The following is a 22,634-nucleotide window of genomic DNA, read 5'->3' as shown; positions in this document are numbered from 1 at the left end:
AGGTCGTATCTACTACACTGTTTCGTAATATGGTGGACACGACGACGGCGGTTCGCGACGAACCAGCCAGCGGAACCAAAACAGCCAAAGCACCTGCAGCCGCAGCAGTGCTCACGATCTCGGTCATCGCCGCGACGGTCGCGATCATCACCGGAATCCTCGCCGGCCCCGAGGTCTACACCTCGATCGCACGGGAATTTCCGGGGCAGGCGGTCGTCGCCGCTGTTGCAGTGCTGCGTTCAGTCCACGAAGTCTTCTCGGTCCTGGCCCTGGGCATGCTCGCTGTCGTGCTCATGTCCACCTCGCGCACGATCCGGCCAGGCTGGTCTGAGACCAATGCGACGGCGCGAAGCCTGCTGAGGGCCTTCAGCGCGATCTGGGCCACTGCGGCGCTGCTGCTCGCGGTCGTCGACGGACTCAACACCAATGGGCTGTCACTGACGGCACTCAATGACCCGAACCAGCTGAGGTTCGCCCTGACGGGGACCTTCTATCCGGCCGCGTGGCTCATCGTCGCCGTCGCGGCATTCATCGTCTTCGCCGTGTCCCTCCTCGCCGAGTCCTGGGCCGCTCATGCAGTGAGCCTGTGGATCGGGATGATCGCCATCCTCGCTCCGGTCGTCATCTCGCAGGTGCTCGTCGGGCCCGACCACGATCTGGGCGAGGACGCGGCGATCATCCAGACTCCGCTGGCGGCAGTGGTTCTCGGACTTCTGGCGGCCGGCGTCCTCCTCGAACTCGTCCACCCCCATTGCGGGATCCTCCGCCGGATGGCTCGCTCGAAGCTCATGTGGGCGGGAATCGTGGTCATCGCCTGCGCGGACGTGATGATCTCGATCTTCAAGCTCGCCGGGACCCCGCTGCTCGAGTCGACCACCGGATGGCAGCTGCTCACACGTTGGGCGGGGCTGGCCGTCATCGTCATGGCGCTCCTGGCGGCCGCCTCGGCGCGAAGGGGCGCGGCACGCACCGGCATCCTCGTCGGATTCACCACCTGGGCGGCGATGACGGCCGCCATGGTGCTCGTTCCCTCACCGAACTACTTCGCACCCAACAGCACCGTCGCCGTATTCCTCGGCTACACCGTCGAGGCCGCACCCGATCCGCTCGTCCTGCTCACGCACTGGCGGATCAACCTCCTGCTCACCGCGCTCGCAGTCGCCGCCATGGCCGCCTACGGCCTCGGCGTGCTCAGACTCCGCCGCCGCGGCGACTCCTGGCCGGTGATCAGAACGCTCTGCTGGATGACGGGGTGGATCATCACCATCGTGCTGATGGGATCGGGCCTGGGCAAATACTCCCCGGCCGACTTCGGCATCCACATGATCGTGCACATGACGCTGAACATGCTCATCCCGGCCTTCCTCGTCGGCGGCGGGCCGATCACGCTCCTGCTGCGAGCGACGACGGGCACCGGACGCCTCGGAAAGCAGGTCCACAGCCGCGTCAACCAACTCATCAACTGGCCGGGACTGCGGCTGCTGCTCCACCCGCTCGTCGTCTTCGTCGTCTACGTCGCCTCGTACTACGCCCTCTACCTCACCCCGCTGTTCGGCGAACTCATTCGGTACCACTGGGGGCACCAGCTGATGAACGTGCACTTCCTCATCGTCGGGTACATGTTCTTCTCGCTCGTCATCGGCGTCGACAAGCTTCCGATCGAACTGCCGCACATCGGCAGACTCGGCTATGTCATCGCCGCCATGCCCTTCCACGCGTTCTTCGGCATCGTTCTGATGATGACGAACACCCCGGTGGCACAGAACTTCTATCGCACTCTCGACCTGCCCTGGCTCGACATCGCTGCCGAACAGTACTTCGCCGGCGGCATCGCCTGGGCAGGTGGAGAGCTGCCCCTGCTGGGAGTCGTCCTCGTCCTCGCCGTGCAGTGGACCAGACAGGACAAGCGCGATGCGCGGCGCTTCGACCGCCATGAGGACACGGGCCTGAGCGATGAGTTCTCGGCCTACAACGACATGCGGCGAAAGCTGGCCGAAAGGGACGGAGTCGTTGCCGCCGGCAGCGCGGCGAGGGAAGGAACGAACGAACGTGAGCAGTGACAGCACGGTCCGTGAGGGCAGCTCGGCACAGTCGACGGGCCTGACCGGCGGGGTCGACATCGACATCACCGGCATGACGTGCACCGCCTGTGCCCGCCGGGTCGAGAAGTCGTTGAACCGGATCGACGGAGCCACGGCGTGGGTGAACTTCGCGACCGAACGCGCTCGCGTCACCGGCCTCGACGATCCCGAGGCGGCTCTCAGCGCGGTGAAGAAGGCCGGATACGGGGCTCAGATCCACACGCCCGGCGACGACGCCTGGTCCCAACGGGCCGCCGAGGTGCGGCTGGGCTCCCTGCGCCGGCGCCTCATCCTCGCCGCCGTCCTCACCGTGCCGCTCATGGACGCCACGATCGCGCTGGCGCTGGTCGAGGCGTGGCGGTTCCCCGGTTGGGAATGGGTGTGCGTGCTCGTGGCTCTGCCGATCGTGACGTGGGCCGCCTGGCCGTTCCACCGGTCGGCGTGGAAGAACCTGCTGAACCGGACGACGAACATGGACACTCTCGTGTCCCTGGGCATCATCGCCGCCTTCGGTTGGGCCGTGGTGACCGCGGCCTTCGGCTTCAGCGGACCCGATGCCTGGCTGGGCTTCGGGCTCGTCCCCGAGGGTGCTGACGCCCTCTATCTCGACGTGGCCGCCGGGGTGACGACGTTCCAGCTGGCAGGCCGGTACTTCGAGACTCGGTCGCGTCGCAAGGCCGGTGACCTGCTGGCCGCGCTCAGCGATCTGGCTCCGAAGACCGCCCGCGTCCGTGGTGAGGACGGAGCCTTCGTCGACACCCCCATCGAATCGGTCAGACCCGGTGATGTCGTGCTCGTGCGTCCCGGCGAGACCGTGCCCGTCGACGGCACGATCGTCGACGGGACCGCCGAACTCGACACCAGCAGCCTCACCGGCGAACCGGTGCCCGTGCCCGTGTCCGCCGGTGATCGCGCCGTCGGCGGTTCGTTCGCGACCAATGGACAGATCACGATCGACGCCGAGGCCGTCGGCGCCGACACCCAATTGGCGCAGATCGCGACGATGGCGGAGAAGGCACAGTCGCAGAAGGCTCTGGTCGAGAGCCTCGTCGACCGGATCACAGCGATCTTCGTACCGGTCGTCCTCGTCCTCGCACTCGCCACCCTGCTCGTGTGGCTGCTGCCGCTGGGGCACACGCCGTCACGGGCGATCGGAGTCGGCATCTCCGTGCTCATCATCGCCTGCCCCTGCGCACTCGGGCTGGCCACCCCGACCGCACTCATGGTCGGCATCGGTCGAGGTGCCCGCTCGGGCATCCTCGTCAAGGGCCACACCGCGCTCGAGGCCAGCGGCAGGATCGACACGGTGCTGCTCGACAAGACCGGCACCGTGACCACCGGTTCCCTGCAGGTCGCGGGGTCGTGGCTGCCCGATACGGGCCGCAGTCAGCTGCTCGAGCGGGTCGCCGGCCTCGAGATGCGCTCGGAGCACCCGGTCGCCCGCGGCATCTTCGACTTCGTCCGCTCCCACGCCGAGGAAGGGGAGGCGACCGCCGGTACTGCCACTGAAGTCTCGGACGTGGAGGTGCTTCCCGGAGTCGGGATCGAGGGAATCGTCGACGGGAGGCCGATGGCCGTCATCAGCGTCTCCGCCGCTGCCGAGCGCATCGATCTGGGATCGGAGATAGACGACTGCGTCCGTGTCCAGGCGGAGGCGCAGCGCACCGTCGTGATCGTCATCGACGAGGGAGCGCCGGTGGCTGCGCTGGCGCTCAGCGATGACATCAAGCCCGACGCGACAGCCAGTGTGGAGCAGCTGCGCACCCTCGGACTGCGCACCGTCCTGCTCACCGGCGACGGCTCCGCTCCCGCAGGAGTCATCGCCGAGGAGATCGGCACTGACGATGTCATCGCCGAGGTCCTTCCCAATGACAAAGCAGCGGTTGTGACCTCCCTGCAGGAGGCCGGCCACCGCGTCGCGATGGTCGGAGACGGGATCAACGACGCGTCAGCGCTGGCTGCCGCGGATCTCGGCATCGCCGTGGTCACCGGTTCGGACATCGCGATGAAGTCGGCCGACATCATCATCGTTCGCGACGACCTCGGTGCCGTCGCCGAATCGATCATGCTCTCCCGCAAGACTCTGGGCACCATCCGCGGCAACCTGGTCTGGGCGTTCGGCTACAACGTCCTGGCGATTCCCATTGCGATGTTCGGCCTGCTCAACCCTCTGATCTCAGCGGCCGCCATGGCGATGTCCTCGGTGTTCGTCGTCTACAACAGCCTCCGGCTGCAGCGAGTGAAGCTGCGAGCTTGACACTCTTCGGCCTACGCCCAGGCGCCGAAGCAGGTGCTCAGGATTCCCAGCGGCGCTGACGCAGGATGGGCGGCAGGCCGAAGTAGATCAGCGGGCGCGCCGAGGCCGCCGGTGGTGAAGGTTCCGAAGCGGCAGCGCTGCCCGCGTCGTTCGCGCTGCCCGCGCCGTTGCCGGCCTCACCCAACGCCCACGCGCTCTCCCAGCTGATGAGCTCGCCGGCGTGGCAGACGGGGTCGCCTCCGCTCGAGGGCGGCTCGGCCCACATCCACAGGTTGATCCCGTACTCCATGAGAACCAGCTTGTCCCCGGGCTCCCGTGCCGAGTTCTCCTTGACCAAGGCCGCCCGCAGCTTCGCCGAAGCGTCCTCGAGATCCGCCCACCCGTCCTTCCGGTGCGGCAGAAACACCCACGTCCCCGCGGGGACGCGATCCGGCACGACCTCCTCGACGGTGGCGCTCTCGATCGCGTCCCCGAACGCATCGAGCATCCCCCCGAAGCACGCCCGGGCCACCCCGGGGGAAGGCGCGACGATGAGCAGTCGGGCCGCCTCGGTGCGCACCTCATCGGGGGAAAGATGCGTGAACGGATTCGCCCGCATCGACCCGAGCACCTGCGTCCAGTGCCCCGGCACCGCCCCGTCGGCCAGGAATCCGCTGGTGCGGGGACGTTCCTCATCGTGTCGCATCGAAGATCCTCCTCACCGAGGTTGCCCACCGTTTCCGTCCATCATGCACCCACCCGCCGGTCGAGTCAGCCGATGGCCGGCGGAAGGCGACTCTGTCGGGAGGTGGACGGGCGCTGTGTCTGCCTTCAGGCGCGATGCGCCGACCTTCAGAAGAACACGCCCCAGACGATCACCGCGGCGAGAACGATTCCGGCCAGCCACGTCCACGGGCTGCCGAAATTGATGGTCCACCCCCAGCCATAGCGCTTGGGGATCAGAGGGGCGCGGTCTCGCATGGAGGCGTAGAAGAGGCCCAGCTTCCAGTTGGAATCGTCCTGGCGGAGGGCCTCGACGTTGGGATCCTCGCTCATTGAGTGTCACAGCCTTCCTGCGTTCGAGATCATATGTAGTGGCCAGTCTATGCCCGTGCCCCGAGAGCTCTGAGGCCGTTGTCCGGCCAGTTTCCCCCCCTCACGATCTGGTGCATCTCCGGTCCGGTCTGCCTCGTACCTAACGAATGGGACACGTTCCCGCCGATCCTGTGTCCTCGACGCTCCGCCCGCTCTAAACTGGTCGAAGTGGATCGAGCAGCGGCATTCGTGTCGGCTCGGTCCACGACCACGTCTGAACGATCTCGCCACACCGGTGAGCCTGCACCTTGCGAAAGCCCACACTCTTGCTCTCTTCCTCACGCCGCGCCCTTGCGGCACTCGCAGCAGTCCTGTGCCTCGGTCTCCTCTCCGGATGCGCCGAGGCGACCGAACCGACCGTCGACACCGCAGCCTCCAGCACAGCCGACCCCAAGCCCACTCGGGAGGCCCCGGAACCGACCAGCGATGCCTCTGCGTCGGCGACACCCGATGACGCCGACGACGGGGGAAGCGACGACGGCGACGAAGGCCGCGCGGGCAGCTCGAACCCGGGCACCGCCTCGGCAATGCTGGACGAACTCACGGTCAAGGGTCGGGCACCGAAGACCGGCTATGACGGCGACCTGTTCAAATGGCGTTCGGACACCGACCACAACGGCTGCGACACCCGCAACGATGTGCTGCGCCGGGACCTCACGACCATCACTCTCAAGGCGGGAACCCACGGCTGCATCGTGCTGGCAGGCACGCTCGCCGACCCCTATGCCGGTGAGACCTACGACTTCGACCGCAGCGCGAACGCCGTCGACATCGACCATGTCATCGCCCGCTCGAACGCCTGGCAGACCGGGGCGTTCACATTCGACGAGGAGACGCTCAAGGAATTCGGCAATGACCCGCTCAATCTGCTCGCCGTGAGCTCGAGCCTCAACCGGCAGAAGGGCGACGGCGATGCCGCGACCTGGCTGCCGCCGAACAAGGGCTACCGGTGCGAGTACGTCGCCCGGCAGATCGCCGTGAAACACAAATACGAGCTGTGGGTCGTCCCGGCGGAGAAGACGGCCATGCAGCGGGTCCTCGACAAGTGCGATGACCAACCCGCCTTCGCCGAGGATGCCGACTGGCCCGTCCCAGGCGACGGTGACGATGTCACCACGAAGGAAGAGACCCGCCCGGCGAAGCAGAAGTCCTCGAGCACAGGATCGTCGGGCGGTTCGTCGACCGACGGAGCGTCAGGGTCGGGATCATCGTCGAGCGGTTCGTCGGACTCATCGACCTATTTCGAGAACTGCACGGCCGCCCGCGAAGCCGGCGCCGCGCCCGTCCACCGAGGCGACCCCGGCTACGGGTCACACCTCGACCGCGACGGTGACGGAGTCGGCTGCGAATAGCCGAAACATCGCAGTCAACGGACGGAGCACGCAGGGACGACGTGAACGCTGATGATCGGCCGCCTCGGCGAGGGTGGTGTGCACACCATCACAGTCGCTCGGTAGTCTGATCCCGAACACCGTCGCAGCTGCTCATGCCGACGGCCGCCACGATCATCGACGATGAGGAGACCTGCCATGTCCGGACTCGATACCGCCCTGACTCCGCTGCGCTTCCTCGAGCGCTCGCTCGAGGCCCACCCCGACCGGGAGGCGATCGTCGACGGGCCTCGCCGCTTCACCTACCGGCAGATGGCCGCGACCGTGCAGAACCTCGCCGAAGGACTCAGACGCCGTGGACTGTCCGACGGCGACACGGTGGCGGTGCTCGCGCCCAACAGCGCCGAGGCGCTCATCGCCCACTACGCCATCCCGCTGGCCGGCGGTGTGCTCGTCATGCTCAACACCCGTCTGGCCCCGCCGGAGGTCGAGTACATCCTCGGCCACAGCGAGGTGAAGTTCCTCTTCGGCGACGCCGGACTCCTCCAGCCGGTCATCGACGCCGGCGCCGCGAACGCGGTCGAGACCATCGTCGTCCATCCCGACGAGAACGGCACTCCCGGCGAAGTGAACCCCGGGGATCTCAGCGTGGAAGCGTATGCCGACTGGACCGCCTCGGCGCCGGAATCACCGCGGACCTACGAGGTCGACGACGAGACCGCGACGATCACCGTCAACTACACCTCGGGCACCACGGGCCGGCCCAAGGGCGTCATGTACACCCACCGTGGTGCGTACCTGAACTCACTCGGCGAGGTCGTCACGCAGGACTTCGCGCCGCTGACGAAGTACCTGTGGACGCTGCCGATGTTCCACTGCAACGGCTGGTGCACGACCTGGGCGCTGACCGCGGTGTCGGGCACGCACGTGTGCATCCGGGCCGTGCGCGGACCCGAGGCGTGGCGGCTCATCGACGAGGAGAACGTCACGCGGATGGCCGGGGCACCGGTCGTGCTCAACACTATCGCCGGGGCCGAGGAGGCCCACGGCATGGACGGAGCGCTGTCGATCACCACGGCCGGCGCCCCGCCGTCGCCGACGACGATCGCGCTGCTGGAGAGCCTCGGCATCGAGGTCATCCACGTCTACGGACTCACCGAATCCTACGGCCCGTACTCCTCGTGCGAACCGCAGCCCGAATGGACCGGCCTGCCCGTCGAGGAGCGCGCGGCACTGAAGTCACGTCAGGGAATCGGCATGATCAGCGCCGAGCGCATGCGCGTGGTCGAGCTGCGCGACGACGATGTGCTCACCGACGTGCCCCGCGACGGGACGACGATGGGCGAGATCGTCATGCGCGGCAACAACGTCATGAAGGGCTATCTGAACGCCCCCGACGCCACCGCCGAGGCCTTCCGCGGCGGCTGGTTCCACACCGGCGACCTCGCCGTCATGCACGAAGACGGCTACGTCCAGATCCTCGACCGAGCCAAGGACATCGTCATCTCCGGCGGTGAGAACATCTCCACCATCGAGGTCGAGCAGGCCCTCGTCGCCCACGAATCCGTCGCCGAGGCGGCCGTGGTCGGCATGCCCGACGAGAAGTGGGGACAGCGACCGTTGGCCTACGTCGTGCTGAGTCCCGGCGCCGAGGTGGCCGAGGAGGATCTCATCGCGTTCGTCAAGACCCGAATCGCCTCCTACAAAGCACCGGCCGGCATCGAATTCGTCGATGAGCTGCCGACGACGTCGACGGGCAAGATCCGCAAGAACGCCCTGCGGGAGATGGCGCAGGGTTAGGCTCGGCCGGCCCGCACGGACCGGCCCCACGCGGGACGGCGAAGTCGGCGCTGCCCGGTTCCGGGATCGCCGGCCGCTTCGTTCACTCTCCGTCGCTGGGCAGAGGAACGTTCTGCAGGCGCAGCTGACCGCGTGAGATCTGCTTGCCGCTGGCCGAATCCGTGATGATGACCTCCCACAGCTGCTGGGTCCGACCCTGGTAGAGTGCGCTGGCCTCGACGACGACCCGGGCGCCGGTGCTCGGACGCAGGAAGTCGGTGGCGTTGTGGACGCCGACGGCGAATTCCCCGCGATCGGCCACGGCGTGGCTGGCGCCGATGCTGGCGGCGCTTTCGACGATGGACGTGTAGACGCCGCCGTGGACGACACCCCATGGGGTGTGGTGGTCCTCACCGAGTTCGGCATGTCCCCGCACCGAGGTGGCAGTCACCGCCTCGACGACGAAACCGGACGCGGCGACGAATCGACTGGATTTCGCCAGAGAGACATCGGGGGTCTGGGCGGCCTTCGCGTCATCAGTCATGCGTTCTCCTTCGATCTGACTTGTTATTATGAAGTTAGCTCAAGACGTCGAACATGGTCAACCGAAGGAGGGGAACATGGAATGGCTCGAATTCGACTCCGCTGCCTGCTCGATCCGACGCAGCCTCGACGTGATCGGACAGAAGTGGACGCTGCTCATCCTGCGCGACGCCGTCAACGGTGTGCGTCGGTTCGATCAGCTGCGCGACCACCTCGGGGTCTCTGACCCCATGCTCGCCGAGCGTCTTCGCACGCTCGTCGCAGCCGGGCTTCTCGCGTCCGCACCGTACAGCGAGCCCGGACAGCGGGTGCGGAAGGAATACCGACTCACGGACAAAGGGCGCGACCTCTATCCCGTGCTGATCGCACTGCTCCAATGGGGCGACAAGCACTGCTCAGAACCCGACGGTCCGCCGGTGCGCGTGACACACCGCGACTGCGGCGAACCGGTCGAGGCGAAGGTCATGTGCGCGGCCGGCCATGAGCTCACTTCACCGAGCGAGAGCCAGACCGCTCCCGGCCCCGGCGCGCAAGAGAAGGCATAGGCCGCTCACGCGAAGATCGCGAGACCGAACACGACGAAGATGATGAGGTGGGCGGCACCCTGCACGGCGGTGACTCGCTTGCCGGCGAACCCGATGACCGAGACCAGCAGGGTGATCGCCAGCAGCGCGAGGTTGATCGGCGACTCGGCGAGCACGATCTGCTGATCGGTGAGCATCCCGATGACCAGCACCGTCGGAATCGTCAGCCCCACCGTCGACACCTGCGCCCCGTGGCAGAGGTTGCTCACGCGCTGGATCTCACCGTTCCACGCCGCTCGCAGCGAGGTCAGCGTCTCGGGCAGGAACACGATCATCGCGATGACCACGCCGGACAGCGCCACCGGAGCGCCGAGGCGGGCCAGACCGTCATCGAGAAGCGTCGCCATATCGTGGGAGAGCAGCACGATCGGCAGAACCGTGGCGACGAGGAGAACCAGCCGGGCGATTATCTCCGTCCGATGGGTCGAGAGGATCTCGACGATTCCCTGCGGATCGGATTCGGAAGTCTGCGCTCGCGGTTCGGGGTCGGCCGCCTCGGCGGGGGAGGGGTGCGTCGTTCCGGCAGTCGATGAGGCGCCCGCCGAAGCTGCAGCGACATCCGCGGGCGGCGCCACCTCGGTGAATTCGCGGGCTTGCGAACCCATCTGCCGGTAGAGGAAGAAGACATAGGCGCCGACGGTGATCACGATGATCGGGATCTCCTGCCATATCTCATAGGCACCGTCGGGGGTGCCGATGAGGGCGGGGACGGCGAAGGCAAGGGCGGCGAAGACGACGATCATGACCAGGTAGTTCGATACGCCCGTGCGGTTGTGCTCCATGGCTCCATGACGCAGGCCCCCGACGAGCAGGCACAGTCCGATGACAGCGCCCAGGATGATCATCGACACCGCCATCACCGAATCGCGGGCGATCGTGGCGTGGTCGCCGTGGCCGAGCAGGACGGCGGCGATGAGGATGACCTCGATGAGGCAGATCGAGATCGTCAGCACGAGTGAGCCGTAGGGGTTGCCGAGGCGGTTCGCTAAGTGTTCGGCTTCGGTGACGACTCCGAAAGCGCAGATCAGGATGACCGCGATGATGACCACGAGTGCGGTCACGAGCAGTGTCATGGGCACCGGCGGCGCGAGCAGGGAACCCATGAACTGCAGGGCGATGAATGCGCCCCAGCCGAGGACGAGTCTGGTGATCGCAGTCGGCGTGATGATGGTGCGGAGGGCGGCGGTCATGAAAGGTCTTCCTGTCTCTGAGGCCGTCCTCATCGTGAGTCTCACACAGTCGGGTCGTCCCGACTGGTTCCTTCCACTTTCAGGTTATCCATGCCCGCCTGGACCGGCAAATCCGGTGATCTGGGGCACCGGATGGCTTGGGGTGATGGCGCGGCTCAAGCGCGCCGTCGGCCAAATTGGGGTGCGCGTTGGTGGGCGCGAGCCTTTCGTCGGAGCGCACGTTCTGGTTCTGTATAGGTTCCTCTGAAATGACCACTTTCCTCGCTGTGAAATTCAGAGCAGAATGTACCGATTCGCTGGATCGGGCAGCCGCAACGGCACTATTGAAGTTGAGCAGCCCACGTTTGAAACAGCGCTACTCGTCGTCAACCGTGCCGCTAGCCCCCACGTTGCCGATCACTTCTGTCGCGCGCGGTCGACGAGGCTGCTCAGTGCTGATGTGTCGGAGCCGTTCCGCATCGCGTCACGATTGCTGAAGGGGATGCCTGACTGCAGGCCCCTCCCGCCGCAGGTGATCGCTTCGCCGAGCAGGCTCAATCCGATGCTCAGCGTCATGGGGCGCACGGCTTCTTCGGCGCCGATGAGCTGAGTTCCGAAATGCAGGCCCAGGCCTGCGAGCAGGCTGCATGCCCAGATGATCATCGTCTTCACCGTGTATTTCTGATGGAGGGTCCCGTCTCGTTCGAAGAGGACCGTGGAAGCTCCGCGCAGCATTCCGAAGCTGACACCGACTACCACCGAGGCGGTCAGGAAGGTGATGTTCGCCGGTGTCCAATGGCTGAACCCCCACAGTTCCTTGATGGCCAGCCCCAGCAGGATCACCGGTGGAACTGCGAGATCCTTGGCGTCGACAGGCTCTCCGCGGAAGCGTCGAACGATGACGACGACGATGACGGCTAAAACCCCGAGGGCAATGAGGAGGGGTGACATGGCGGGTCTCCTTCGACGTTGTGGCAGGTGCGTGCTAAAACGATAGCACGGTGTAGCAGGGGTGTGCTATAAAAGACCTATGCCGAAATTCGTCGACCCGGCTCAGCGCCGCGAACTCATTGCCGATGCTCTCTTCGCCATCGTCCTCAGGCAGGGGTTGGCCAAAGTCTCGCTGCGTACGATCGCCGACGAAACCGGCCTGGCGATCGGCTCGATCCGCCACTACTTCTCCGCCGCCGACGGCATCGTGCGCTTCGCGCTCGAGACCCTTGTCGAGCGAGTCGGCGGTCGGCTCGAGTCGCGACTGGCCGACATGCTCCCCAAGCTCGATGCCGGGAATCTCGACCACGGTGAAGCCAAGGACCTGACGGTCGACTTCCTCTCCGAGCTGCTGCCGCTGGATGAGACCCGGCACCGGGAATCAGTGGTGTGGCTGGCCTTCGAGGAGGAGGCGCGAACGACCCCGGAGCTCGCTGACGTCTTCGAAACTGCGGTACGCGGCACCCGTGATCTCATGGCCCGTGTCGTTGAGAGCATGACTGCCCGCAGAGTCCTGCGCGCCGGCCTCGACGCTCAAGTTGAGGCTGAGACGCTCGCGGCTCTCATCGACGGGTTGACCCTGCGCTCGGCTCTCCACCCCGCGGTGCTGAGTCCTGAGCGTGCGCGCGAGCTGCTGGCTGTGCACCTCGAAGGTCTGCGAAATTAGGGCGCTGTATCCGACGATGCGGTTAGCCCTGTCGGCTGCGACCGCGAGTGCCGCGGGCAGGTCTCCCACTGCGCGCCGAAGTCCCTTCCCTACTCGCAAGCCGAGCTGAGTATCGACTCGGCCCCGGCGAGATAGCCTGCGATCATCGCCCGTGCTACGTAAAGCACGGACCGCTCGGACGGCAGATACCCGGGGTTGTGGAGGGAAGCCAGCGGCTGACCGGTGCCGACGAAGCTCATGGCCGAGGGGACAGCTTCGGAGAAGAACGAAAAGTCATCGGCACCCAGTGACCGCATCGGCGATGCCACGGTCGTGCCGAGGCCCTTAGCCTGCGCGGCAAAGCGTCGTGCCAGGTCGGAGTCGTTGATGAGCACAGGTTCTCCGTCGACGATCGTGACGTCGGCCTCGAGGCCGTAAGCCTGTGCAATCCGCCGTGCCATGGTCCCAATCGCCGTCTGGATGTCGGTTCTCTCCTGCGCCGAGGTGGTCCGAACTGTGGCGCGGATGCTTCCGTAGCGGGGCAGCACGTTCGCTGCACCATCACCGACGCTCATCGTCCCGACGCTGACCACGGCCGCCGACATCGGCCCGATGGTCCTCCGTACGATCTCGGGCAGTGACAAGGCGACGTTCGCAACCGCCGCCACCGGGTCGGAGGCGTTGTGAGGGTAGGCGCCGTGTCCTCCGCGACCGTGGATGGTGATGTGGACTTCGTCCGCTGCCGCGTTGATGTAGCCCTCGCCGATCGCCACCTGCCCCAGCGGCACTCCTGGGTGGTTGTGGACGCCCACCATTCTGGCGATAGATACCGCTTCAAGACCCTTTTCGGAGACGATGTCGAGGGCGCCAGAGGGATAGGACTCCTCGCGCGGCTGGAAAACCGCGGACAGTGCCACAGGCAACTTGGAACTGGTGCGCTCGCGGACCTGGGGGATCGCCCGAATGACGGCGACGAGCGCGGACATGTGCACATCATGCCCGCACGCGTGCATTGCACCGTTCGTGGAGGCGAAGTCTGCGCCGGTCGCTTCCTTGCCGGGCAGAGCGTCGAGCTCGGCGCGGATGCCCACAGCGGGACCGTCCGTAGGCCCGATGCGTCCGATGCGACCGGTTCCGGCGATCGTGTCCAGGCACATGTAGGGAGAGAGCTCAGCTTCGATGACCTCGGCGGTTGTCTGCTCCTGACCACCGAGGTCGGGGGAGGCGTGGATGCGGCGGCGGAGGTCGAGGGCATGGTCGAGATCTGCCTCGACTGCATCCAGCCAAGCGGCTCCGAGTTCTGCGGACTGCTTGGTAGAGAACTGCTCCTGTCTGGTGCTCATACTCACTGTCCATGCTCTGTTTCGTTCGCCGCCAAGCCGTAGACCCGACGTGCGTTGCCTGCTCCGATCATTCCGGAGATACGACGGAGCTCATCCTCGGGCCAACCGTGTCGGGTGGCCCAGTCGGCGAGAACCGAGTCGAGTCCGTCTCTGAAAAGAATCGACCCGAGGCTGTAGAGCTCAGCGGCTCCCCAAGCATCGGAAGAGAACAGCGCCTTATGGAAGGGGGTGAGCTCGAGGGATTCGGCGATCACCTGAGCGGCCTGGGCCCCGGTGTAGTTGATGGCGAGTCCGACATCGGCATAGACGTGTTCGAAGCAGTGGGCTAAGTAGCCGGCCTCGCGGTGATAGGGGTAGCAGTGCAGTAGCATGACGCTCGCTCCTGAACCGCGACTGAGCCGCAGGAACTCGGTGAGCAGGAGCGGATTGCAGCGGTGAAGATCAACGTCGGGATCGCCGTAGCCAATGTGGAATTGAATCGGCACGGACCGGTCGACAGCTTCCCAGATGAGGTAACGGATGATCGTTGCGCTGTCGAGGCGGACAGGGCCGTCGGTATGCGCTTTGGTCCACTCACCGACTGCTGCGTCGACCTCGCCAGCGGTTGGGCGCTCGGGTGCGAAGTCGAGGCCGATGCGGTAGGCGGCGATCGACTTCACCCCAACGGCGGTGCGCAGGCGAGCATCAAGTTCGTCGGCGAAGGCGGCCCGGAAGTCGGCGGCGGAAACCCCTGATTCCACGAGCTCTTCGGCGATGCGTTCGAGGCGGACCACCTCGGAGACCCGGGTGCCGGCTCGCACTCCCATCTGTTGGGGACCGAGGATCTCATCCCCGCGGTGTCCAGTCTCGACTAGGAGAGTGTCGTAGCCGTGTCCGGTCAGCAGTCGTGTGTTGACCTCTACCGCGCCGAGGTGGGCCCTCTCAGCAATGTAATCTTCGGGAGAGGCGAAAGTCGGGAGACCCAGGAGCGGGGCGCAGTACCGTCGGACCATGAAGCCGAGTTGTGTGTCGAAGAACGTCGTGCCGGCCGGACCAGGACGATCGGACTCGGTGATGAGATCCTCGAAGCCCGCGCGATCGAGGTCGTGCTCGAGCACGCCATGGCAGTGGTGGTCGACGAGTTCCAGATCGTTCATCCATTCAAAGTGCACGGGGACTCCTCAGTAGAACTTCCGGTAGGCGGCGCACTGTTGTGAGGGCTCGAGGTCACCGAACTCGGCGATCTCCGCGCGCTTGACGGCCAGATATGTCGCTAGAAGCTCCGGATGGAACCAATCACGGACCACGTCATCGGATTCGAGGCGCTCGATAGCCTCTCGCAGGGACGTCGGAAGTTGACCTTCGGCGCTCACGGAGGAGTCGGGATCGCCGACGACCACCTCCGCGGGCTCGAGGTCCTGACGAAGTCCCTCCATACCGGCCTTGAGGAGGATGCCGAGCAGGAGATAGGGGTTGGCTCCGATGTCGCCACCGCGGAACTCGAAATGCAGCTGCGGACGAGGGTCTGCTCCGCCGATCTCGTTGGTGGGCACGATCCGCAGCAGCGCCTCGCGATTCTGGAGGCCGAGGAACGACGCCGCCGTGGACCAGTTGTGTGGGCGCAGCCGCTGGTAGGACACGACGAGTGGCGCGAAGATCGCGGTCAGTGAAGGGGCGTACTTGACGATTCCGGCTGCGAATTTTGCGGCCTTGGCAGAGATGCGTCCGGGACGTTCGGCGTCGAAGACTAGGGTCTCGTCGTCGAGGTCGTTGAGACCGAAATGGACGTGGACGCCGGAGCCTCCGTCGCCGGCGACCGGGACCGGTGAGAAGGTGACCTCCCTGTCGTGGCCGGCGAAGACCGCGGCAACGGTATCGCGGACGAGAACGGCCCGGTCGGCCGCGGTGAGTGCCGGGGCTGGTGAGACGGTGAGCTCGAACTGGTTGGGGGCGTATTCTGGCAGCCAATTCTCCGGTTGGGCGCCCATCTCGGCCAGGGCAGCCATCGCTTCCGAGCCGATGGGTTCGAGGGCGCGGTGGGCCTGCAGAGAGAACGGTTGAGTTGGGGAAGTGTTGCCGAGGTCGGTGAATTCGTGCTCGAAGGCGGCGTTGACCTGGATACCGAATTCCTCCGCCAACTCTGCGATCGCCCGCCGGAGGAATGAACGAGCGTCACCATGCCAGGGTGTGCCGTCGGTGTTGACCTGATCGGAGAACACGATGGTCAGCGGTGGTTGGCCGGGAATGAGGGTGGTGCGCACAGCGGAGTCGAAGTCGGGAAGGAGCCGGAGATCACCGGAGGAATCGAATGGGATGTCATCGGTGATGTGACCACTGGGACCGATGCCGAGATTGGCCGGCACCCATCCCACCGACGTCGACGACTTCAGCGATTCGGCGCGTACCGCACGGCCTCGTGTGTGTGCGGAGAGGTCGGAGGTGGTGAGGAAGACGAGTTCGCCAGGTTCGGGCCGCACGCGTTCGTGCAGCCACTCATGGCAGGGTAGGTCGGTGGCGGAAGTAGGTCCTGTGCTCACGGTGTGACTCCTTGTTCGAACGTCGGTGTTCGCTCGTGGCTGGTGGGCTGGAGTGGCGGGATGATCATACGCAATTCCAGTTATGTAATGAAGAATATCAAATGCAAGGATATGGTCAATCTATGTAATTGTGATTTCAGGCGGTTCTCCTCACCGCGTCGCGATCGGGTTGGCCGGCTGCGTGAGGGAAAGTTCGCCGAGCACAGACGTTGATTCGTCAGCGGACAGACGACTTCGCGCGGACACAGTACAGTCGGGGATGAGACAGAGAGGCGATGAGATGACACGCAAGGACGCGACCGCCGAGGACGAGCCGGATACGCAGGGTTCGAGAGGCGAAGACGGACCGAGTCTGGCAGTGGGACTGCGGGCTGCCATGTCGACGTTCACCCCGGCTGAGAAGAAGATCGCCCGTGCGATCCTTGCCTCCTATCCGTTCTCCGGACTCGAACCGATCTCGAGCCTTGCCGAGACCGCGGGAGTGAGCGCGCCATCCGTCGTCCGTTTTGCACGGACGCTGGGATTCAACGGTTATCGGGAGTTCCAAGAAAGGCTTAGGCAGGAAATCCGTGAGCGCGAGGAGTCGAATCTCTCGCAGGCCGAGACGCGCCCGCGTGGCCAGGAGCCGCAATTCGACGCCGCACGATCCGCCTATCATGCGGGGATCGACCAGACTTTCGACTCGGTGATCGGTGACGACCTCGACAGCACTGTCAGACTGCTCGCACAGATAAAGAGGTCGGTGGTCTTCCTCGGTGCGACGTACTCGGGTTTCATTGCAGACATCTTCCACGCCCAGCTGGCTCCGGCGAGGCCGGGCACGATGCGGCTGGCGGCAAATCCTCTCGTCGCTGCCGGCCAGCTCCTAGATCTCAAGCGGGGTGACGTCGTTGTCGCCTTCGACGTCAGGCGGTACGAGCCCGGAGTCACGGATGTCGTGCGGACGGCCAATGAGCTTGGCCTGACGACGATTGTGTTCACCGATCCCTGGATGTCTCCTGCTGCGGCCTTGGCGGACCACGTACTCACCGCCGATGTCCGCGCGGCGGGTCCCTCGGACACGATGGTGCCGATGCTTGCGCTCGTCGAGGCGGTGAGCGAACTCGTGGTGGTCGAACTCGGTCAGGCGGGATTCGACCGTTTGGGACGGCTGGATCCGCTGAGGCTCCGGCTTGGAGGCAGCGCGAACAGAGCGTGACCTTCACCTGGTCCGGTCCTGATTGCCGTGGTGCGTTAATCTTCCTCGATGACGCAGGCCACAGTGTTCTCACCACTGGCCGTTGCCGTCAGTCCATGGGTGATTCCGTTGAAGCCCGGGTAGAGGCGAGCGAGCTCGGCCTCGGCCTTGAGGTACTCCACGATCTTCGGGCTCACTCGTTCCCCAGGGACAAGAAGCGGGATGCCGGGCGGGTAAGGCGTGAGCAGGACTGCGGAGACGCGTCCCTCGAGCTGCGAGATCGCCGCATGCTCGATCGTCCCGCTAGTCATCGCCGCCCAGGCATCGGTCGGCAATAGTGCGACCGCAGGCTCCTCGAGGTAGATATCCGTAGTGAGGTTCGCGAAGTCATGCTCGCGATAGAGAGCGTGGAGCCGTTGGCAGAGGTCTTTCAGGCCCAACCCCGCGTACTGCGGCGAGTCCCCGACGAACTCCGGCATAACTTCGTCGATGCGGACGTTGCTGTCGACAGCACTCTTGAATCGGTGCAGTTCGGCGATGAGCGTATTCCACCGTCCCTTCGTGACTCCGATCGTGAAGAGGATGAAGAGCGAGTAGAGGCCGGACTTTTCGACGACGACACCATGTTCGGCGAGGTACTTCGACAGCACCAGGCCGGGGATGCCGAAGTCGCCGAACTCGCCGTCGATGCTCAGTCCCGGAGTCGTCAGGGTGACCTTGATCGGGTCGAGCATGGCGAAGTCCTCACCGATCTCGCCGAATCCGTGCCAGTCGTCTGCGGCACTCAGCTGCCATTCGGCCCGTTCTGCCAGCCCCTCCCGCGGGGGAGTGTCCGGCCCCCAGACACCGAACCACCAGTCAGAGTCGGCATGCTCGTCACCGATGCGGATGATCGCCCGGCGGAACTCCATCGCCTCGGTGATGGTCTCTTCGACGAGCGCATGTCCGCCGGGTCCGCGCATCATCTCTGCGGACACATCGCAGCTGGCGATGATCGAGTACTGCGGACTCGTCGAGGTGTGCATGAGGTAGGCCTCGTTGAAGATGTCGCGGTCGAGCTCCGTCTCCTCGGAGTTCTGGACGAGGATCTGTGAGGCCTGCGAGAGCCCGGCCAGGAGTTTGTGCGTCGACTGAGTGGCATAGACCAGCGACCGCCGTGTCTTCGAGGTCCGCTCGCCGACGCCGTGCATGCCCCGGTAGAGCTCGTGGAACCGGGCATGCGGGAGCCAGGCTTCATCGAAGTGGAGGACGTCGACGAATCCGTCGAGGGTCGACTTGATCTCCTCGGCGTTGTAGACGACACCGTCGTAGGTGCTCTGAGTCAGAGTGAGGATGCGCGGGGTCACGCTCTTATCCGAGACCGCCGGATGTGCCCGGATCTTCTCCGCAATTGCCTCAGGAGAGAACTCGCTGCGGGGGATCGGGCCGATGATCCCCGCACGGTTCCGAGTCGGCCAGAGGTAGATCGGAATCGCCCCGATGAGGATGATCGCATGGAGGATCGACTTATGGCAGTTGCGGTCGACGATCACGACGTCGCCGGCGCTGACAGCAGAGTTCCAGACCACCTTGTTCGAGGTGGAGGTGCCGTTGGTCACGAAGAACAGGTGGTCGGCGCCGAAGGTTTCGGCGGCCCTGGCCTCGGATTCGGCCACGGGGCCTGTGTGGTCGAGGAGCTGGCCGAGCTCCTCAACGGCGTTGCACACGTCCGAGCGGAGCATGTTCTCACCGAAGAACTGGTGGAAGACCGTACCGGCCGGTGACTTGAGGAAGGCGGTGCCTCCCGAATGCCCAGGGCAGTGCCACGAGTAAGCGCCGTCGTTCGAGTAGTCCATGAGGGCTCTGAAGAAGGGCGGCGCCAGACGTTCGACATAGCGTGTGGCTTCCCGGTGGATGACCTTGGCGACGAACTCGGGAGTGTCCTCATAGGCGTTGATGACGCCTTCGATCTCGGCAAGGACCTCCGTGGGAAGGCTGCGTGCCGTGAGCCTCTCTCCGTAAAGGAAAACCGGGACGTCAGCGCTCTGGGACCGGATCTGTCCGAGCAGTTCCCGCAGTGCGTCGGAGGAGTTCTCCGGACCGGCCGCGGCGTGGCCGGTGATCCGATCGACGACGATGAGCAGGCCCGACTTGTCATTGAGGAGCCTGGCCGACTGGAACGGCGTGATCTCGGTGACGGCGGTGCCCAAAGTGGTCAGCGCCCGTTTGACCGCCTCTAAGGGATCGGCATGGTCGGTGTCCGCCGCGCTGTGGTCGGAGACGACGGCGAGCGTGAAATCATTCTGGCTCATGGGGTTCCTTCGCTGGTGGGTCGGTGATCGGCGGGTGGAAGGGCGCATCGATCAGGGTGCTGTCGGCGGGCTTCGTCACCAGCCGGCGAACCGGTCGAGCACCTCGGCGGGCACTCGCCCGGACACGGCATCGTCGAGGGCACCAAGGATGATCTCGATGCCGCGGTCGAGATCACCCGTGGTGATTGGCAGCGGTGGGCTGATCTCAAGGACATTGTCTCGCACAACGTAGACGACAACGCCGAGTTCCCAGGCCCGATAGATCGTCAGCGCGGCAAGCTGCGCATCGGTGAGAAGGGACTCGTCCGGGGTACGGAGCTCGACTCCGAGGAGCAGCCCATTTCCGCGGACCTCAGCGACGGCCGTCGCGCCCGCACGGTCGCTGCCGCGGTAGTCGGCGATGCGTTGACGGGCACGGGACCCGAGTGCGGCGACCGCCTCGGCGAGGCCGGAATCGGTGGCGAGACCGAGGACGGTCTCGGCGGCTGCGGCGCAGATTGGGGCGCCGGCGTTGGTCAACAGCGCCGAGGCTGGGGCGACGTCGAGGACGGCTTCGGGACCAACGGCGGCCGAGATCGGCAGACCGCCGCCCAGGGACTTGCCCAGGGTGACGATGTCGGGCCGGACGGATGAGGCTTCGAAGGCGAAGAGCGATCCTGTTCTGCCCAGGCCCGCCTTGACCTCGTCGAGGATTAACAGCGTGTCCGTGGCGTCGCAGAGTTCGCGCAGCATCGGCAGGAAGCCAGCGGCGGGCACCCGGACCCCACCGTCACACTGGATCGCTTCCGTGATGACGGCGGCGACCGTACCTGACTCCAGCGCCTCGGCCAGCTGCGGGCGCAGCTCACTCAGCGCCGCCTCGGTGAGGGGGTAGTCGAACACCAGTGACCCCGGACCGGGGGACTCGGTGATGCCGGAGACGTCGCGAGAGGTGCCGAAGCCACCGTGATAGCTCCCGGAGAAGGAGACGATCGTGGGGCGCCCGGTAGCACGGCGGCAAGCTTCCACGGAGGCCGTGTTCGCGTCACTGCCGCTCAGCCCGAGGTAGGTACGCTCGGGGTGCTTCACCGGCACCAAGCTCACCAGCCGTTCGGCCAGATCGGTGGTGCCGGTGACCGCTGAGGACAGCGCGGAGGAGCCCGCGCCGGTGAGCGAGGCATGGTGGATCGCCTCGGCGATGGTGGGGTTCCCGTGTCCGAAGGCCGAGGCGGTCCAGCTCGCCGAGAGGTCGATGAGCTCCCGGCCGGAGGCAGTGTGGAGCCTCGCGCCGGATCCTCCGGAGACGACCAGAGGGAAGAATCGCAGGTTCTCGATGTGGGCCAGCGCGGACTGGTCTCGGGCGTAGGCGATCTCTTCGGTCGCGCGCTGTTCGGGGGTGATCTCGGCGATGTTCATCAGTCGATGTCCTCTGCTGCGAGCCGGGAGCCGATGCGCTGCGCGAGTGCCGGGCGGCTGATGACGATGATGAGACCGATGAGGCACCAGAGGCCGACGGCCCAAGGGAAGTAGGTGTAGGGGGCTTCCTGGCCGGTGACCTGGATGACGTAGACGAACACGAGGTAGATGAGGCCGAGGGCAGGGATGATGATCTCCCATTTCGGAATTCCCGAGTTCGCACGGAACGTGTGCCGGATGACGCCGACCGAGGTCATCCCGTATGCGACGACCATGCACAGGGTGCCCAGCGTCGCATACCAGTAGTAGGCGTCGACGCTAGTGGCGCCGAAGACCCCAAGGCCGAGGGTCATCAGGGTGGTGAGGACGATGACGGTGGTCACCGAGGTGGTCGGAACCTTGCTCACGGGGTGCTGGCGGGCCAGTGCGGAGGGTCCGAAGCCGTCGCGGGCGAGGGCGAAGAGGAGACGGGAGGCGGCGGCCGACGAGCTGAGGAAGGCGCCGAAGGCGACGAAGAAGGCGACGACAGAAATAAGCACGGCGAACCAGGTGCCGATATAGGTTGCCGACAGGCTGGTCAGGGTGGATGCGGCCGTGGAGAAGGCCTCGATGCCTGCCGCATCCGTGCCGAACCCGATGGTCTGAGCGAACATGACGAAGACGTAGACGATGCCGCCGATGACGACGGCCATGAGCAGCGAGCGCGGGATGATGCGCTTGGGTTCGGCGGTCTCTTCGCTCATAGACGATCCCGATTCGAATCCTGCCCAAGAGAGGAAGCCGAACACCGAGGCGGTCATGATTCCCGACAAAGCGTTGTCGCCGGGGGTGAGCACGCTGAGGTCGATACCGGTGCTGACCGGGGCGTTGCCGGTGCCGACGCGGGCGATGATGACGATCGAGAGGATGATCATGGCGGCGATGCCGACGAACCCGATGCCCAGCAGCGTCCGTGCGACGGTCGCGGATTCGCGGAGATTGAGTGCGAGGGCGATGACACCGACGACGAGGGCGACGATCATCCATACGCCGGGAGCCAAGTTGATGCCGATCTCCGAGAGCATCGCCTCGAAGAAGACTGCGCAGGCCCCGAGGATGCAGGCGGCGAAGAAGATATAGGTGCCCAGGAGGGCGAAGCCGCCGAAGAATCCTGCGCGCGGTCCCAGTGTGATTCCGGTGAGAGCGTAGACGGAGCCGGCATGGGTGATCTTCCGGAGCAGTCTGATGAAGCCGTAGGCGACGAACAGGGTGCCGATGAACGACACGAGGAACGTGAACGGGACGGCCTTGCCGACAAGGCCAGCAACCCCGATACCGTTCAGCGCCATGGCCATGACCGGGCCCATGAAGCCGATCGAGATTGCCGTAACTTCCCAGGTATGCAGGGGCCTCTTCAGTGATGTGCCGACTTCTTTGCCGGGCTTCGTGTCTTCCACTTGTTTCTCATTCCTTTCTAGG

Annotated in this window: 18 protein-coding genes; 7 read left to right on the top strand and 11 right to left on the bottom strand. The window is 65.5% G+C overall.

Annotated elements, in window-relative coordinates; all coding sequences use genetic code 11:
• Nucleotides 1–29 precede the first annotated feature (29 nt).
• Entirely contained in the window at nucleotides 30–2,060 is a 2,031-nt protein-coding gene (locus FHG09_RS10450) for a cytochrome c oxidase assembly protein (RefSeq protein WP_152347573.1), read from the top strand.
• On the top strand, nucleotides 2,050–4,338 hold the full coding sequence (locus FHG09_RS10445; protein ID WP_264674068.1) for a heavy metal translocating P-type ATPase: 2,289 nt from the start codon (nucleotides 2,050–2,052) through the stop codon (nucleotides 4,336–4,338). The genes FHG09_RS10450 and FHG09_RS10445 overlap by 11 nt, the downstream gene beginning before the upstream one ends.
• A 37-nt stretch (nucleotides 4,339–4,375) precedes the next feature.
• On the opposite strand, the gene FHG09_RS10440 is transcribed toward FHG09_RS10445, so the two are convergent.
• Both FHG09_RS10440 and FHG09_RS10435 read right to left on the bottom strand, forming a co-directional pair.
• Complete coding sequence (locus tag FHG09_RS10440) at nucleotides 4,376–5,023, bottom strand: hypothetical protein (protein WP_152347572.1); 648 nt, start codon at nucleotides 5,021–5,023, stop codon at nucleotides 4,376–4,378.
• Nucleotides 5,024–5,169: 146 nt separating this feature from the next.
• Nucleotides 5,170–5,373 (bottom strand): DUF5808 domain-containing protein, encoded by a 204-nt coding sequence (locus FHG09_RS10435; protein ID WP_152347571.1) that lies wholly within the window; start codon nucleotides 5,371–5,373, stop codon nucleotides 5,170–5,172.
• Between the two features lie 305 nt (nucleotides 5,374–5,678).
• On the opposite strand from FHG09_RS10435, the gene FHG09_RS10430 reads away from it, so the two are divergent.
• Together FHG09_RS10430 and FHG09_RS10425 are read left to right on the top strand one after the other, a co-directional pair.
• Nucleotides 5,679–6,764: a DUF1524 domain-containing protein gene (locus tag FHG09_RS10430; RefSeq protein WP_227492697.1), complete on the top strand. Its 1,086-nt coding sequence runs from the start codon at nucleotides 5,679–5,681 to the stop codon at nucleotides 6,762–6,764.
• Nucleotides 6,765–6,941: 177 nt separating this feature from the next.
• Nucleotides 6,942–8,543 carry an AMP-binding protein gene (locus tag FHG09_RS10425; RefSeq protein WP_227492696.1) on the top strand — a complete coding sequence of 534 codons (1,602 nt, stop codon included), beginning with the start codon at nucleotides 6,942–6,944 and terminating at the stop codon, nucleotides 8,541–8,543.
• 82 nt (nucleotides 8,544–8,625) lie between these two features.
• Here the strand turns inward: FHG09_RS10425 and FHG09_RS10420 are convergent, their stop codons facing one another.
• Nucleotides 8,626–9,066: a PaaI family thioesterase gene (locus FHG09_RS10420; protein WP_152347568.1), complete on the bottom strand. Its 441-nt coding sequence runs from the start codon at nucleotides 9,064–9,066 to the stop codon at nucleotides 8,626–8,628.
• A 76-nt stretch (nucleotides 9,067–9,142) separates the two neighbouring features.
• Here FHG09_RS10420 and FHG09_RS10415 point away from each other — a divergent pair, with 76 nt between their 5' ends.
• Nucleotides 9,143–9,610 (top strand): winged helix-turn-helix transcriptional regulator, encoded by a 468-nt coding sequence (locus FHG09_RS10415; RefSeq protein WP_152347567.1) that lies wholly within the window; start codon nucleotides 9,143–9,145, stop codon nucleotides 9,608–9,610.
• A 5-nt stretch (nucleotides 9,611–9,615) separates the two neighbouring features.
• Here the strand turns inward: FHG09_RS10415 and FHG09_RS10410 are convergent, their stop codons facing one another.
• Both FHG09_RS10410 and FHG09_RS10405 read right to left on the bottom strand, forming a co-directional pair.
• The gene (locus FHG09_RS10410) at nucleotides 9,616–10,839 is read right to left on the bottom strand and encodes a calcium:proton antiporter (RefSeq protein WP_152347566.1); all 1,224 of its coding nucleotides are present in this window, start codon (nucleotides 10,837–10,839) and stop codon (nucleotides 9,616–9,618) included.
• 396 nt (nucleotides 10,840–11,235) lie between these two features.
• Nucleotides 11,236–11,769, bottom strand: coding sequence for a DUF1453 domain-containing protein (locus tag FHG09_RS10405; RefSeq protein WP_152347565.1), 534 nt, complete (start codon nucleotides 11,767–11,769; stop codon nucleotides 11,236–11,238).
• A 79-nt stretch (nucleotides 11,770–11,848) separates the two neighbouring features.
• Between FHG09_RS10405 and FHG09_RS10400 the strand changes: the two genes are divergently transcribed.
• Nucleotides 11,849–12,475, top strand: a complete 627-nt coding sequence (locus tag FHG09_RS10400; RefSeq protein WP_152347564.1) for a TetR/AcrR family transcriptional regulator — start codon at nucleotides 11,849–11,851, stop codon at nucleotides 12,473–12,475.
• A gap of 89 nt (nucleotides 12,476–12,564) precedes the next feature.
• Here the strand turns inward: FHG09_RS10400 and FHG09_RS10395 are convergent, their stop codons facing one another.
• Genes FHG09_RS10395 through FHG09_RS10385 form a run of 3 tightly spaced genes read right to left on the bottom strand, consistent with a single transcriptional unit; the run spans nucleotide 12,565 to nucleotide 16,313 of the window.
• A complete protein-coding gene (locus FHG09_RS10395) occupies nucleotides 12,565–13,797 on the bottom strand; it encodes a M20 metallopeptidase family protein (protein ID WP_152347563.1) in 1,233 nt (410 codons plus the stop codon).
• Between the two features lie 2 nt (nucleotides 13,798–13,799).
• Nucleotides 13,800–14,933: an amidohydrolase family protein gene (locus FHG09_RS10390; protein WP_152347562.1), complete on the bottom strand. Its 1,134-nt coding sequence runs from the start codon at nucleotides 14,931–14,933 to the stop codon at nucleotides 13,800–13,802.
• Nucleotides 14,934–14,957: 24 nt separating this feature from the next.
• On the bottom strand, nucleotides 14,958–16,313 hold the full coding sequence (locus FHG09_RS10385) for a glutamine synthetase family protein (RefSeq protein WP_227492695.1): 1,356 nt from the start codon (nucleotides 16,311–16,313) through the stop codon (nucleotides 14,958–14,960).
• A 280-nt stretch (nucleotides 16,314–16,593) separates the two neighbouring features.
• Here FHG09_RS10385 and FHG09_RS10380 point away from each other — a divergent pair, with 280 nt between their 5' ends.
• The gene (locus FHG09_RS10380; RefSeq protein WP_193627356.1) at nucleotides 16,594–17,511 is read left to right on the top strand and encodes a MurR/RpiR family transcriptional regulator; all 918 of its coding nucleotides are present in this window, start codon (nucleotides 16,594–16,596) and stop codon (nucleotides 17,509–17,511) included.
• A 35-nt stretch (nucleotides 17,512–17,546) separates the two neighbouring features.
• Here the strand turns inward: FHG09_RS10380 and FHG09_RS10375 are convergent, their stop codons facing one another.
• From FHG09_RS10375 to FHG09_RS10365, 3 genes are all read right to left on the bottom strand, one after another.
• Nucleotides 17,547–19,781: an arginine/lysine/ornithine decarboxylase gene (locus FHG09_RS10375; RefSeq protein ID WP_152347560.1), complete on the bottom strand. Its 2,235-nt coding sequence runs from the start codon at nucleotides 19,779–19,781 to the stop codon at nucleotides 17,547–17,549.
• A 75-nt stretch (nucleotides 19,782–19,856) separates the two neighbouring features.
• On the bottom strand, nucleotides 19,857–21,176 hold the full coding sequence (locus FHG09_RS10370) for an aspartate aminotransferase family protein (protein ID WP_152347559.1): 1,320 nt from the start codon (nucleotides 21,174–21,176) through the stop codon (nucleotides 19,857–19,859).
• Nucleotides 21,176–22,612, bottom strand: a complete 1,437-nt coding sequence (locus FHG09_RS10365) for an APC family permease (protein WP_227492694.1) — start codon at nucleotides 22,610–22,612, stop codon at nucleotides 21,176–21,178. Before FHG09_RS10365 ends, FHG09_RS10370 begins: the two co-directional genes overlap by 1 nt.
• Nucleotides 22,613–22,634: the final 22 nt, after the last annotated feature.

It is taken from the genome of Brevibacterium sp. CFH 10365, from assembly GCF_009299785.1.
In the GTDB taxonomy this organism is placed as follows: Bacteria; Actinomycetota; Actinomycetes; order Actinomycetales; family Brevibacteriaceae; genus Brevibacterium; species Brevibacterium limosum.
The sequence above is the reverse complement of the archived record's forward strand: the minus strand, read 5'-3'. Positions and strand labels throughout refer to the sequence as shown.